The sequence below is a fragment of the Vibrio tapetis subsp. tapetis genome, from assembly GCF_900233005.1.
GTDB classification, from domain to species: domain Bacteria; phylum Pseudomonadota; class Gammaproteobacteria; order Enterobacterales; family Vibrionaceae; genus Vibrio; species Vibrio tapetis.
In genome coordinates, this window is the sequence record NZ_LT960611.1 from 2,884,927 (window position 1) to 2,898,685 (window position 13,759).

Consider the following 13,759-nt stretch of genomic DNA (forward strand, 5'->3'; position numbering starts at 1 on the left):
CACCCCCCCCCCCGCTTTCCCCCGCGACAACGACGGGTTAGCTTTATAAAAAAAAAGAAGAGTTAATGGCCGCTTATTATCATCAAAACAAAACTCCTCCCTGTCCCCCCGCCGGCCCGGGGGCGGGGGGGGGGGGGGGGGGGTGGGGGGGGGAGAGGGCACGGCCCCTCCCCCCCCCCCCCGCGGGGAAGAAGTAAGAGAGAAAAACAACTATTTCTTGTGGGGGGGGGGGCTGTCCCCCCCCCCCCCAAGGGGGGGGGGGGGGGGGGGGGCCCGCCTCCTCCTTAAAATTTTTGCCCGGCGGGTGGGGGGGGGGGGGTGTGGTTCCTCCCCCCACCCCCTGGAGGGGGGCGGGGGGGGCGGGGGGGGGGGGGTGTTTTCCCCCCCCCCCTCATTGGGGTTATACCCCCACGGGAGGTTTTCCCGGGGAGGTTAAGGGCCCTTAACGGGTTGCCCCTAATGGGGGATGAGGGGGCGTTGGGGGTGGGGGGGGCTTAAACCTCCCCATTGGATAACCCCCAACATCAGGGGCATCCTTCAGGGCCTTTTTTTACAGTTCCGGAGGCCACCCCGAAGTTTGCGGGGGGTTTCTGTGATTTCCAGAAGTAGGTAAGTTTTGGCGCGCGCCCCGAATTCAAATCTCAGCCTCCATCGAACGTGTGGACTTCAGTCAATGCATGTGCGATGAATACTGACGTCAGTACTCCCCAGTCAGTCTCACTGAACGCGTCAGCTCCGACAGAATACGGATGAAGTCACTATCCTACAAGTAGAGATCGTTAATGTCGTGTACTTCAGTGGTATCTAATCATCTAGACTCGTCTCGCGTTCGCATGTGAGTGTCAGGATCTGTCCAGGGGGCCGCCTTTTGCCAGAGGTATTCCTTCAGATCTCTACGCATATTCAGCGCTACACCTGTAATTCTACCCCCCTCCACAGTACTCTAGCCGGCCAGTTTCAAATGCAGTTCCGAGGATGAGCCCCGGGCTCTCACATCTGACTTAACGAACCACCTGCATGCGCTTTACGCCCCGTAATTCCGATTAACGCTCGCACCCTCCGTATTTCCGCGGCTGGCTGGCACGGAGTTAGCCGGTGCTTATTGTGCAGCTAACGTCAAGGATGCACGCTATTAACGTACACCCCTTCCTCACTGCTGAAAGTACTTTACAACCCGAAGGCCTTCTTCATACACGCGGCATGGCTGCATCAGGCTTGCGCCCATTGTGCAATATTCCCCACTGCTGCCTCCCGTAGGAGTCTGGACCGTGTCTCAGTTCCAGTGTGGCTGATCATCCTCTCAGACCAGCTAGGGATCGTCGCCTTGGTGAGCCATTACCTCACCAACTAGCTAATCCCACCTAGGCATATCCTGACGCGAGAGGCCCGAAGGTCCCCCTCTTTGGCCCGAAGGCGTTATGCGGTATTAGCCATCGTTTCCAATGGTTATCCCCCACATCAGGGCAATTTCCTAGGCATTACTCACCCGTCCGCCGCTCGACGCCGAAGTAGCAAGCTACTTCTCGTTTCCGCTCGACTTGCATGTGTTAGGCCTGCCGCCAGCGTTCAATCTGAGCCATGATCAAACTCTTCAATTTAAGATTTTGTCGGCTCAATGAATACTGACTTTAAATTACCTGTTCCCTATAAATAGAGAAGTAAATTAAAGCTATTATCGTTCCAACAGAACGATAATGAATTGACTGTGCCAAAATTAAGTAAACTTAATTTCGTATTGGTCACTCAGTTCATTGAAACCAAAGTTGTTTCCGAAGAAACTGTTTTTACCGAGGTAAAAACGTTTTGATTATCATCAACGAGTGCCCACACAGATTGATAGGTTTAAATTGTTAAAGAGCTTTCTTCTAACTTTGAAGCCTTTCGACTTTCTCGTTGAAGAGGCGGCTATTCTAGCGAGATAATCAGGAGTGTCAAACACTTTTTTGTTTTTTCTTTTCTTTCGAAATTTAAAAACACATTATCCCTTTTGGCTAGTAGCCTAACTGAAATTATTCGCTGAAGCCTTATTGGCTCTGCCGTTTCAGTGAGGTCGCATTATAGAGATAACGGTCACACTAGCAAGCGTTAATTCAATAAAATTGCAAAAATAATCACTAACCGATGAAATTACGACCAAACCTTTATTTATGCAAGTTTACCTCCAACTAAAACACAAGTTATCCACAGAGTTATTATATTTAGTTCAAAAAGCATACACCCCAAAACAAAGAAAAGCTGCTAAGCAACTTTTCTTTTAATACTTCGGAGCCCTCTATATAGATGTCTATATACCTGAGCCGTCTTCCTCACCATCCTCATGAAGGCCACATTCACGCTTGAGTCCAAAGAAACGAGTTTCTTCTTCGCTCATACCTGGCTGCCATTTTTTAGTGGTATGGGTATCGCCAACTGATAGGTAACCTTCTTCCCTTAACGGGTGATACGGCAAGTTATTTCCTTCTAAGTAATAGTGAACATCTTTATTAGTCCAATCTATCACTGGTAGAAACTTAAACACGCCATTTTGTATTGCAAGTATTGGCAAGTTGGCCCGTGAACTTGATTGTTCACGGCGTAGACCAGAAAACCAAGTTCCAACATTAAGCTCAGCTAGGGCACGGCGCATCGGCTCGACCTTATTGAGCTTATTATATTGAGTGATGCCATCTACACCTTGATCCCAAAGCTTGCCGTATTTAGCTTCTTGCCAATGAGCGCTGTATTGAGCACTGAAGATTTTCAGATTCAAGTTCAATGACTCTGTTAGCTCATCAATAAAACGGTATGTTTCCGGAAACAGATAACCAGTATCCGTCAAAATTACAGGGGTGTCCGATTTAACTTGAGTTACAAGGTGCAGCATAACGGCAGCTTGAATGCCAAAACTTGATGAAACGGCATGGGTGCCTTCTAAATGTTCAAGTGCCCACGCGACTCTTTGCTGAGCCGTTAACGTCTCTAGGTAGCCATTGATTTCTGCAAGGTGAAGTACTTGAGCAGCCTTACCCATAGTTAGTAGTTCAGACAGCTGTGGTTTAGTTGCAAGGCTATTAGGCATAAAAGTCCCTTTTAGAAATGATCACTTCTTCAACTATGCCAGCTCGAATCGTGTAGTCACCAAACCCTTCGTTATCGTTACGTTCATTTGACCAGCGTTCAACGAGTTGATCGATCTCTTGCAGTATCTGCTTATCAGTGATGTTCTCTTTATACATCTTAGGAACACGAGTACCTGACTTATTCCCACCTAGGTGTAGGTTGTAACGCCCTGGCGCTTTGCCAACTAAACCGATTTCGGCCAACATTGCTCGACCACAACCATTTGGACAGCCTGTGACTCGAAGTACGATACTGTCCTCTTCCGGCAGTTCATGCTTCTTTAAAATGTCTTCGACATCGGTAACAAACTCAGGAAGAAAACGTTCAGCTTCTGCCATGGCAAGCGGGCAAGTTGGGAATGCGACACAAGCCATCGAATTTTTACGCTGCTCACTTACCCCGTCGTCCATCAAACCATGCTCTCGCGCGATTTTCTCAATCGCTGCTTTTTGCTTAGCCGGAACACCAGCCACTATCAGGTTTTGGTTTGCGGTCATACGGAAATCGCCTTTGTGAATCTTTGCGATTTCAGCAACCCCTGTTTTTAATGGCTTACCTGGGTAATCGAGTAAGCGGCCATTCTCGATAAATAGCGCTAAATGGTGTTTGCCATCAATGCCTTCAACCCAACCGATACGATCACCGCGCTCAGTCAACTCAAATGGCTTGCTCTGTTCAAAAGCTATGCCTGCTCGCTTTTCCACTTCAGCTTTAAATACATCAACACCTACACGATCTAATGTGTACTTTGTTTTCGCATTTTTACGGTTAGAACGATTACCCCAATCACGCTGGGTGGTAACCACTGCCGCAGCAACATCTAATGTTTTATCTAAAGCAACAAAACCAAAGTCATCAGCTTTACGAGGATAGGTTGAAGTGTCCCCGTGAGTCATTGCCAAACCACCACCAACAAGAACATTAAAGCCCACCAGCTTGCCATTATCGGCAATTGCAATGAAGTTGAGATCATTGGCATGAACATCGACATCATTTTGAGGTGGTATAACAACCGTAGTTTTAAACTTACGGGGTAAATAGTTACTGCCTAAGATTGGCTCTTCATCTGTGGTTTCAAGCTTTTCACCGTCTAACCATATTTCTGCATATGCACGAGATTTAGGTAATAAATGCTCACTGATTTTTTTCGCCCACTCGTAGGCTTCCTGGTGAAGTTCAGATTCAACCGGGTTTGTCGTACACAACACGTTACGATTGACATCACCAGCAGTTGCAATTGAATCAATGCCAATACTGTTCAGCGTTTGGTGCATCAACTTAATATTTGGTTTTAACACACCGTGAAACTGAAACGTTTGGCGCGTCGTTAGACGGATACTGCCGTACGAGGTATGCTCATCAGCAAACTTATCAATTGCTAGCCATTGCTCAGGCTTAATAATCCCACCCGGCATGCGAGCACGCAGCATCACATTATGTAAAGGCTCTAGCTTTTGCTTTTGACGTTCAGCTCGAAAGTCACGATCGTCTTGTTGATACATTCCATGAAAGCGAATCAGCTGAAAGTTATCTGCCGTGAACCCGCCAGTAATCCGGTCTTGTAAATCAGTTTGAATGCTACCGCGTAAGAAGTTGCTTTCTCTTTTAAGGCGTTCGTTATCAGCTAATGGCCCCAGCACTTGGCCTAGGACTTCTTGTTTATTTGTTTCATTATTTACAGTCATTAGTACACATCCCTTTGATAACGCTTCGCCTTACGGAGATCGTTTATGAACTCTTCCGCTTTTACTTCAGTTAAACCGCCGTGTTGAACCGCGACAGTGACTAATGCGTCATTCACATCCTTTGCCATACGGGTTGCATCACCACATACATAAATGTAAGCCCCCTCTTGTATCCACTGCCAAACTTGCTTTGCGTGCTCAAGAATTCGGTGTTGGACGTATACTTTTTCTTGTTGATCTCGGCTAAATGCCACATCAAGTTGTGTAACTAACCCAGATTTTAGGTATTTTTGCCATTCAACTTGGTATAAGAAATCTTGTGTGAACGTTCTATCACCGAAGAACAGCCAGTTTTTACCTTCAGCGTCTCGGTTGTCTCTTTCTTGAATGAAGCTACGGAAAGGAGCAATGCCCGTTCCTGGGCCAATCATAATGACGGGAGTATTATCGTCTTGCGGTAATTTGAAGTTATTGTTGTTTTCAATAAAGACTTTAACTTCCCCACCTTCCTCTAGGCGCTGAGACAAGAAGCCTGATGCACCACCAAACCTTACATCTTCCCCTTTTTTATATTCCACTAGACCAACCGTTAGATGCACTTCATCTTCGACTTCACTTTGAGCTGACGCGATAGAATACAAGCGCGGTGTTAGCTTACGTAAAATGCTCGTTAGCTGTTCTGCTGTTAGCTTAGTTTTCTTTTCTGCTAATACATCCACGACTTGTGTATTATTTGAATACTCACGAAGCTTGCTTTTATCTTCCACCAGCTTTTGTAATTTCTTGCTGCCAGAAAGCTCAGCAAACTTAGTCACTAATTGAGGGTTAGCAGCCGTCACTTCAAATTTAGTAATCAACGCCGTGCGAATAGATAAGCTTTCGCCATCAACATCAATACTCTCGATGCCAGAAAGTCCTGCTTTATCCAGAATTAAATCAACTAACTCGGCACTGTTTTCAAACCACACACCCAATGCATCACCGGGTTGATAAGTAATACCCGCCCCCTCTAAATCGATTTCAATGTGACGAACATCTTTTCCAGAGTCTCGACCCGTGATCTTTTGGTTGGTAAGTAGAGAAGCAGTAAATGGATTCAGTTTACTGAATTGACTAGGTGCAGATTGACCGACAGGGAGCTGTACTATTTCTGCTTCAACGTTTGCGGATAATGCATCTTTAACAGTATCAAGTGCAGATTGACGCCACTGCGCTGCTGGGGCGTCATAATCCACATCACAATCGATTCGATCTATAAATGATGTGGCGCCTAACTTAGACAGATACTCGTCAAAATCTTTACCTGTCTGGCAGAAAAACTCGTAGCTTGAATCGCCTAAACCAATAACACCATATTGAAGGTTAGGTAGTTTAGGCGCCTTTTTAGACTGTAAAAACTCATGCAACTCAATGGCATTATCTGGCGCTTCGCCTTCTCCATTCGTTGACGCTACAAATATCACATGCGTTTCTTTCGCTAAACTTCTACCTTTGTAATCACTAGCATCGTAAACACTAGCTGCAATACCTAAAGCTACCGCTTCTTCTTTTAATACTTCAGCAACCCCTTTTGCGTTTCCAGTTTGCGAAGCATAAATAATACTTAACTTGCCAACCGGTTTTGCCGCAACAGCAGCAGCCGCTTGACGAATTGGTGCCGTTGCACCTTGTGTTTGGTGTTGGCTCAACCCCCAAAAATAACCACTGACCCATGCTAGCTGTTGCGATGACAGCTCAGATGAGGCTTGTTGTAATTGACCTATTTGTTGATCATTCAGCGGACTTGCGAGGGCGGAGAGATCATTTGCTTGAGTGTTTCCTTGTGAAGACATATCACGACATCCCTATTCATTGCGTGATGATAGATTAACCACTCTCGCTAATAATAAAAAAGAATAGATGAGTATGTTTTATAACTTTTGGATTTAAGGGGATGAAAATAATGTTAGCGTTCTTCAACGCGGACGTGACTAAAACCAACGGCTAAAGCCGATTTAGAGGCTTTATCGAGATCTAAATAGTGACACTCTTCGCCGTGAGAGTCAGTCAATAAAATGAACCCCCCGCGGGAATGGCGAAATTCGACCACCCAGCTCCCTTCTTGAATCGCAGGTTCAATTATCGCTTCAACTAACTGGTTGTCTCTGTATAGACCTCGCAACTCAGAAATCGTCATGAGCAGATCCTTGCTTACATTCCCATTAACTAAGCATGGTTCAACTTCGCGAGGATGCAAACAAATTCCACATACATCGAGTAGGGTGAGGCGTCTCCGCCTCATCCCTCTCACAGAACCGTACGTACGGACCTCGTATACGGCTCATGCACATTTCCATTCAGCATAATGGCTGAACACATATCCTGTCCTAACGTGTTCAAGATTCACTAATCCAAGGTCGTTAAACCATTGATTTGGCATCGAGTAACTGGCTAATGGACTCGCAGCATTTCTCCAACTATCCATACAGATATACCTGAATGACCCTTCGTAACCTAGCTGTCTTAGCCTGCGGTGGAGTCGGGTCGGTTTTTTCCATAATCGTAATTGGACGCTGCGAAGTCTTCGCCTTAACCACGCGGCCAGTTTCTTAAACTCCCTGTTGGCATTCGCTATTCGAAAGTACTGGCTGAACCCTCTCAGAAGTGGATTCAGTTGTTTAATGACTTCTAACAATGGCTTACCGCCATTGCGTCTTGTCACTCGCTTCAACTTTCCTTTGAACGTCGACATTTTCTTTGGCTGAATACGGCTATAATGGCTACCGATTTCTATTCCAAGGAATTTCACACCTTCGCCGCTGTGCGCTATGTGTGATTTGGTTTCGTTCACCGTTAACTTGAGCTGTTTTTCCAGGACCTTCGTTGCCTGTACTTGCGCATTTTCTGCACCTTTACGGCTGCGACAGAAGATCAGTATGTCGTCGGCATAACGGACTATTCGATGTCCTCGCTTTCGCATCTCTTGATCAAACGCATCCAGATAGATGTTCGCTATCAGTGGGCTTATTACTCCACCTTGCGGACTACCTATCTCGGTATGCTGCCACTCTCCATCAACCATTACGCCACTTTTCAGGAACTGTTTGATGAGCTCCAGTACGCTACTGTCTGTGACTCGTTTCTTAATGCTTTTTAGAATAAGCTCGTGGTCGAGCTTATCGAAGCACTTCGATAAGTCCATATCTACGACGTGTTGCATTCCGTATCGACGGATGAACATCGTCGCTTTGTTTATAGCATCGTGACAACTTCGATTCGGTCTATACCCAAAGCTGGATGGGTGAAACTGCTCTTCGAAGATTGGGGTTAATAGATCATTTAGAGCTTGTTGGACAACTCTATCCCGTACTGTTGGGATCCCAAGTAATCGCACCCCACCATCATCTTTCGGTATTTCTACCCGTCTGACGGGTTGAGGGGTGTATCGCTTGGTTTTGAGTTCCAGAAGAAGTTGATCTAGGTTATCACTCAGATTTTGGGCGTAGTCGCTTAGGCTCTGCCTATCTATTCCGGCCGCGCCTTTCGCTTTCCACACTTTTTTAAATCCTTTATAGAGTCGCTCTTTGTGGAGCAAGTGACCATATAAACTGTAGTAAACTCTCAACTTTTTCCTTTAGATTGTGTGCCGTGTGGGGACAAATGCTCTCTCACAGTGTTGGTGTATTTCACTCCACTCTCTAGCCTTCTAGCTCAATGGCAATTTACTAGAGTGAGTCAGAGTTACTCCCTTGTACGGTTTCTCGCTTCAGTGCTTTGCTTTCACAAAGACCGAGACGGAATACCTCGATAGCTAATCAACTTGTATACCACTGAAAAAAAAAACATCTGCTCATCACAGACTTAAAATGTACTTCATCCCTTCGCAACACCAGATTGCTTTTGGCAAAATGTTGTCCCATCAGACGTGTTACTGATGGTCAGCTCAGTTTTATCCTCCACACCATTACTGGGCTTCACCGGCCGAGCTTTACTCACTACTACGGATTCATCTGCCACCTCGCACCAACATAGATCTTGGCTCTCGCCTTGAGTTTATGCTTCCGACGTTTGCTCGGATGTGGTGTCAGGCTTCCCCAGTTACTGCACTGGCTCCCTGTTAACAATGCCACCCTCAAGCACAATCTAGGTCTGATTGAGTATCGGGCTTCACGCTATTTTGCACGCTTACCCACCTAAATTGCCGAATCAGGTTCACTTTCGTTGTGTACTGTTAACTTCCTATCGCTTCCTTCAAACCCTGCCGTTGGCCAGCAACGCCCTTGCGATTCGGATTATCTTCCCCTCAATCAGGGTGATTTAGGCTTCTTTCAGCCTAATGGGTTTGCCAGCTTCGCTGGGCAAACAAAAAAGCACCGCCTTCAAGGCAGTGCTTTCTTCAAATTGAATGAAAACTTAGAAGCCGGCAGTCAGCCCCAAAAACCAACCATGTGTCAGAGACATATCACCAGAACCTGGGTAGAAATTAAATCGATACTCCATTGCGCGATAGCCACCACGCATTGCAATGTCTACTTTTTCTAAATCAAAACGATATTGCATACCCGCCGTTAAGTCTGCGGTTTTATTGCCGTCACCATTACCAAAATCGAATTCGCCAATAACATCAAAATTGGTATCGGGTACATTAATGCGAGCATTCGCGTGCCAGCTGAATAACAGCTTACTGAATGATGTTGCTGGTAAGTCACTTGGGTTGGTGTATTCACCATCTTTGTACTTAGACCAAGTAACACCTACATCAAAGTGCAAATGTTCGTGCTCCATAATGTCGTAGTAGAAAGTGTAATCGTATTTGTCGAAGCTGGTAATCTCGCCTCTAACAGGCGTGAAACGCACTCTTACATGGGGGGCATACGGAATTGTATTCTCAAACGCGAAAGAAAATGCGCCTTGCGTATCTACTGAGTCACGCTTCGAATCTTCTTTATTATCAGAAAAACTCGTACCCGCTGACCACAAGTCGCTACCGACTCTAAAATAGTAGTCCGACTCTGCCGAAACAGGCATTGCAATTGAGCTCGCTAGTACTAAAGCTGAAGCCGCCATACGCACTTTCATTTTGTTCATCCACTCTCAAATACAAGAAATTAACTCGGATACTATCACATATCCGAGAAGCAATAACCATCAAGAATGAATGTACACGCATAAGCTAGCGTGGCTGATAGACGAAACTCTTAAAGAACCACCAGCCAACAACAATGACAATTAGCCACGGCAGAACTTTAAACACCATACCAACCATTCCCAAAACAAACATCGCAAGGAATGCCACGCCCGTTGCAATAAATACTGTCATCATCGTCACGCCAGTAAATACCAGCATGCCCACAAAAATAAATACAAACAGTAATTCAAACATCACTAACCTCTTCTTAGTTATTAACTTCTCTCTACGTTACTAATTGCAGAAAGCAGGCCAACTTATCTAAAAAATTAAGTTATTGTAATTTAAATAAAAAATAGGCCTTCCGCAATAAAACGAAAGGCCCACATTTAATGGCATGGTAAATAAAACCATTCAGTGGTGAATTTTACACACCTAATTCAAGTGGAATTTTAGCAAGTGCAGCTTCAACAACCTCAATGCCAGAACCCGGTTTATGTGCATTTTCACTGATGTATCGACGCCATTGGCGAGCACAAGGCATCGCTTGGAATAACCCCAACATATGACGAGTAATGTGGCCTAAGTGCGCACCATTCGACAGTTCTTGCTCTATATACGGGTACATCGCTTTCACGACATCAGAACGTTTGATGATTTCTCTATCAGAACCAAAGATTTGCTGGTCAACTTCTGCTAACAGATACGGATTCTGATACGCTTCACGACCAATCATCACACCATCCAAATGCTGAAGGTGTTCTTTTGTTTCTTCTAGTGTCTTAACACCACCGTTTACGGCAATAGTCAGTTGTGGGAAGTCTTTTTTAATTTGATAAGCTCGAGGGTAATCCAATGGCGGGATTTCTCGGTTTTCTTTTGGACTTAACCCTTTCAGCCACGCTTTACGAGCATGAATAGTAAATTGATCAACGCCACCCTTTTCATGCACTGTTGAAATGAAATCGGTTAAGAATTCATAAGAGTCTTGTTCATCGATACCAATACGAGTTTTTACTGTTACCGGAATATCCACAACGTCACGCATAGCAGACACACAATCCGCGACTAATTGCGGCTCAGCCATCAAGCATGCACCAAAGCGACCATTTTGAACTCGATCAGAAGGGCAACCCACGTTGAGGTTAATTTCATCATAACCACGTTCTGCAGCCAACTTAGCGCATGTCGCTAAATCGACAGGATTAGAACCACCTAGTTGAAGCGCGATAGGATGCTCTTGTTCACTATAAGTAAGGAAGTCTCCTTTACCGTGAATGATCGCGCCAGTTGTTACCATTTCAGTGTATAACAACGTATTTTGAGACAGTAGGCGGTGAAAGTAACGACAGTGTCGGTCTGTCCAATCAAGCATCGGGGCAACCGAAAGGCGCTGCATTGCGAATTCATTGGTGTTTTTTGGGTTAGACACGACTACCTCACTCTGTTCTACACGTATTCAATATGGAATAGCTTGCTGCTAGCCATTAAAAAGGACGCAGATTATACACTGAGAATCCTAAATCGTCAGAAAAAACAAAAGGAGCTTTGCTTAGGGTTTCCCATAGGCCAAATACTATTGAGGGCCAGCCTAAAGTAATTTCCCACGAGATCAGCACCTAAACACCCGATCAAGATATCGAACCCGATTTATCTATTTTCCATTCCGTTCGATAGAAGGTATTATATAAAACATATTTTTGACTATCTCATGCGGTTTACTTATGGCTCACAGCACAAAAAAACAAGTCATTATCGATACAGATATGGGGTGGGATGACGTATTGTCCATTTTGTATCTGATCAAAGATCCGAATATCAATATCGTTGCCATTACCGTAACAGGTTGTGGTGAAACCAATTTACGCTGGGGAGGCTTACTCGCAAAGAACTTGCTTGAGTTAGGTAATCAAACCCAAGCTAAAATTGCATTGGGCACGGAAACGCCTACGAGCTACCAACATCAGTTTCCACAGCCATTCAAAAATGACATGAACGATCTCATGGGGCTGATTGGTACGATAAACCCAACAATTGAGTTGCCTATCGATACTCGTCCTGCATGGCAATTCATCGCGGAAACCCTAGCAGAGGCAACCGACCCTATCAGTATTATCTCTTTAGGTGGTTTTACTAATATTGCTCGTATGCTTGAGAGCTACCCTGACGCTAAAACTGAGAATATTTCAGAAGTATTCGCAATGGCAGGAGCGATACATATAGATGGCAACATATCTCTATTTAACGACGCTCAGCCAAACTGGGACCAAGGTCCGGCTTATCGTAGCAATCATGTCGCAGAATGGAACGTTGTCGTTGACCCAATAGCGGCCCAAAAGGTATTTAAGTCTGATTTACCGCTAACATTAGTGCCATTAGATGCCTGCTATTACGTCATCTTAAACCCAGGTTATTCATCACTGATTACCGCCAATGACCCCATTGCGATATTAACGAAACAGATTTTAGATAAGAAGAGCGGCCCGCACGACGAGGGTATACCCGTTCCAATTTTTGACCCTCTGGCAACGATGCTAATGGCAAATGGGCTTAGTGAATACCAACAATACGAAGCTTTTTTAGATGTCGATACAAAAGAGTCGCTGGAAAACAACCAATGCGGTAACACCTTCATTACCGAGAGCGGAACCCGAAAAATAACGGTCATACAAGGTGTGTCTCAACGTGCGTTTTCCCATCAATTTGCACACATAATAAACTTATGATGCTTAGAGCAGGTACCAAGATCGCAGAGATAAGCATCAAGCAAGACAGAAGTGTTGATTAACTAGCAAATTTTGCTTACGGTATGAAAAAAATTACCAATTGTGCCTAACTGGCGCAATTAATGGTATATTATTAGTAATGTGCACCAAAAGGTGAGCAATTTGAAGCAGTCGTTAGTTGAACAAGTGGAAGGCATTTGTCAGAGCCGTGGAGTTAGACTTACAACACAAAGAAAGCGAGTTTTCGAACTCATTTGTGAAAGTAAATGCGCCTCCACTGCTTATGAACTGCTAGACCAATTAAAGGTAAGTGAGCCGCAAGCTAAACCTCCTACGGTTTATCGGGCGTTAGATTTCTTATTGGAACAAGGTTTTATTCATCGAGTAGAATCTACGAATAGTTTTATTTCGTGCTGTTCCTGTGGTGTTAATAAGCACTTTTCGCATCTAATGATATGTGACCAATGCGGTGACGTTATCGAGCTTCAAGATGAAAACTTGATTGCTCTACTTGCGAAAAACATTGAAAAGCAAGGCTTTCATTTAAGCAACCACGTCATTGAAACACATGGAACGTGTAAAACTTGCTTCTCTACTACAACGGATAAATAGATAGAACGTTATGCGCGCTGAATTTGTAAACCCGTTTTTAGCTTCTTTAATGAATGTCCTAAAAACCATGGCTTCTCTGGAGCTTAAACCACAGAAACCTCGAGTGAAGAAAGATGAAATCGCTCGCGGTGATGTTTCAGGCTTAATCGGTATGGTTGGTGATCAATCCCGAGGTTCAATGTCGATTACTTTTGACGAATCTTTGGCGCTTGAGATCATGCAGAATATGTTAGGTGAACGTCCTAACGGCCTTAATGAAGAAGTAACCGATATGGTTGGTGAGATCACTAACATGGTTACTGGTGGTGCGAAACGCATCCTGTCCGAAAGTGGTTTCGACTTTGACATGGCAACACCGATTGTTGTATCAGGTAAAGGCCACACCATTCGTCACAAATGTGAAGGCGCTATCATCATCATGCCATTCACATCTGAATGGGGTAACGCATTTATCGAGATTTGCTTTGAGTAAAAGCTATTTCTGGTAAATGAAGAAAGGTTGGTGCTTCGGCAGTGGCCTTTTTTTATGG

General features: G+C 44.8%; 11 protein-coding genes and 1 other annotated feature. Of the genes, 3 read left to right on the forward strand and 8 right to left on the reverse strand.

All coding sequences use genetic code 11. From position 1 onward, the window contains the following. Positions 1–710: 710 nt before the first annotated feature. Positions 711–1,590, reverse strand: a sequence feature (16S ribosomal RNA rRNA prediction is too short). Between the two features lie 694 nt (positions 1,591–2,284). The 8 genes from VTAP4600_RS12810 to dusA form a co-directional block, all read right to left on the reverse strand. After that, on the reverse strand, positions 2,285–3,058 hold the full coding sequence (locus VTAP4600_RS12810) for a phosphoadenylyl-sulfate reductase (protein ID WP_102523147.1): 774 nt from the start codon (positions 3,056–3,058) through the stop codon (positions 2,285–2,287). Next, complete coding sequence (gene cysI / locus VTAP4600_RS12815) at positions 3,051–4,784, reverse strand: assimilatory sulfite reductase (NADPH) hemoprotein subunit (protein ID WP_102523148.1); 1,734 nt, start codon at positions 4,782–4,784, stop codon at positions 3,051–3,053. The genes VTAP4600_RS12810 and cysI overlap by 8 nt, the downstream gene beginning before the upstream one ends. Then, on the reverse strand, positions 4,784–6,616 hold the full coding sequence (locus VTAP4600_RS12820) for an assimilatory sulfite reductase (NADPH) flavoprotein subunit (protein ID WP_102523149.1): 1,833 nt from the start codon (positions 6,614–6,616) through the stop codon (positions 4,784–4,786). Before VTAP4600_RS12820 ends, cysI begins: the two co-directional genes overlap by 1 nt. A 113-nt stretch (positions 6,617–6,729) precedes the next feature. After that, positions 6,730–6,960, reverse strand: a complete 231-nt coding sequence (locus tag VTAP4600_RS12825; protein ID WP_102523150.1) for a hypothetical protein — start codon at positions 6,958–6,960, stop codon at positions 6,730–6,732. Positions 6,961–7,104: 144 nt separating this feature from the next. Continuing rightward, positions 7,105–8,388 (reverse strand): group II intron reverse transcriptase/maturase, encoded by a 1,284-nt coding sequence (gene ltrA / locus VTAP4600_RS12830; protein ID WP_102521018.1) that lies wholly within the window; start codon positions 8,386–8,388, stop codon positions 7,105–7,107. A gap of 788 nt (positions 8,389–9,176) precedes the next feature. Beyond that, on the reverse strand, positions 9,177–9,851 hold the full coding sequence (locus VTAP4600_RS12835; RefSeq protein ID WP_102523151.1) for a TIGR04219 family outer membrane beta-barrel protein: 675 nt from the start codon (positions 9,849–9,851) through the stop codon (positions 9,177–9,179). A gap of 85 nt (positions 9,852–9,936) precedes the next feature. Further along, positions 9,937–10,146: an envelope stress response protein PspG gene (pspG, locus tag VTAP4600_RS12840; RefSeq protein WP_102523152.1), complete on the reverse strand. Its 210-nt coding sequence runs from the start codon at positions 10,144–10,146 to the stop codon at positions 9,937–9,939. A gap of 172 nt (positions 10,147–10,318) precedes the next feature. Further along, positions 10,319–11,290: a tRNA dihydrouridine(20/20a) synthase DusA gene (gene dusA / locus VTAP4600_RS12845; RefSeq protein WP_231897918.1), complete on the reverse strand. Its 972-nt coding sequence runs from the start codon at positions 11,288–11,290 to the stop codon at positions 10,319–10,321. Positions 11,291–11,615: 325 nt separating this feature from the next. Between dusA and VTAP4600_RS12850 the strand changes: the two genes are divergently transcribed. The 3 genes from VTAP4600_RS12850 (at position 11,616) to VTAP4600_RS12860 (ending at position 13,701) form a co-directional block, all read left to right on the forward strand. Then, complete coding sequence (locus VTAP4600_RS12850) at positions 11,616–12,617, forward strand: nucleoside hydrolase (protein WP_102523154.1); 1,002 nt, start codon at positions 11,616–11,618, stop codon at positions 12,615–12,617. 153 nt (positions 12,618–12,770) lie between these two features. Next, a complete protein-coding gene (gene zur / locus VTAP4600_RS12855) occupies positions 12,771–13,229 on the forward strand; it encodes a zinc uptake transcriptional repressor Zur (RefSeq protein ID WP_102523155.1) in 459 nt (152 codons plus the stop codon). Between the two features lie 10 nt (positions 13,230–13,239). Continuing rightward, positions 13,240–13,701 carry a chemotaxis protein CheX gene (locus VTAP4600_RS12860; RefSeq protein ID WP_102523156.1) on the forward strand — a complete coding sequence of 154 codons (462 nt, stop codon included), beginning with the start codon at positions 13,240–13,242 and terminating at the stop codon, positions 13,699–13,701. The last annotated feature ends 58 nt before the right edge of the window (positions 13,702–13,759 follow it).

Excerpts from the sequence above, each read along its gene's own strand:
- VTAP4600_RS12810 (WP_102523147.1), bottom strand. The coding sequence starts at position 3,058 with ATGCCTAATAGCCTTGCAACTAAACCACAGCTGTCTGAACTACTAACT.
- cysI (WP_102523148.1), bottom strand. The coding sequence starts at position 4,784 with ATGACTGTAAATAATGAAACAAATAAACAAGAAGTCCTAGGCCAAGTG.
- VTAP4600_RS12820 (WP_102523149.1), bottom strand. The coding sequence starts at position 6,616 with ATGTCTTCACAAGGAAACACTCAAGCAAATGATCTCTCCGCCCTCGCA.
- VTAP4600_RS12825 (WP_102523150.1), bottom strand. The coding sequence starts at position 6,960 with ATGACGATTTCTGAGTTGCGAGGTCTATACAGAGACAACCAGTTAGTT.
- VTAP4600_RS12835 (WP_102523151.1), bottom strand. The coding sequence starts at position 9,851 with ATGAACAAAATGAAAGTGCGTATGGCGGCTTCAGCTTTAGTACTAGCG.
- pspG (WP_102523152.1), bottom strand. The coding sequence starts at position 10,146 with ATGTTTGAATTACTGTTTGTATTTATTTTTGTGGGCATGCTGGTATTT.
- dusA (WP_231897918.1), bottom strand. The coding sequence starts at position 11,290 with ATGCAGCGCCTTTCGGTTGCCCCGATGCTTGATTGGACAGACCGACAC.
- VTAP4600_RS12850 (WP_102523154.1), top strand. The coding sequence starts at position 11,616 with ATGGCTCACAGCACAAAAAAACAAGTCATTATCGATACAGATATGGGG.
- VTAP4600_RS12860 (WP_102523156.1), top strand. The coding sequence starts at position 13,240 with ATGCGCGCTGAATTTGTAAACCCGTTTTTAGCTTCTTTAATGAATGTC.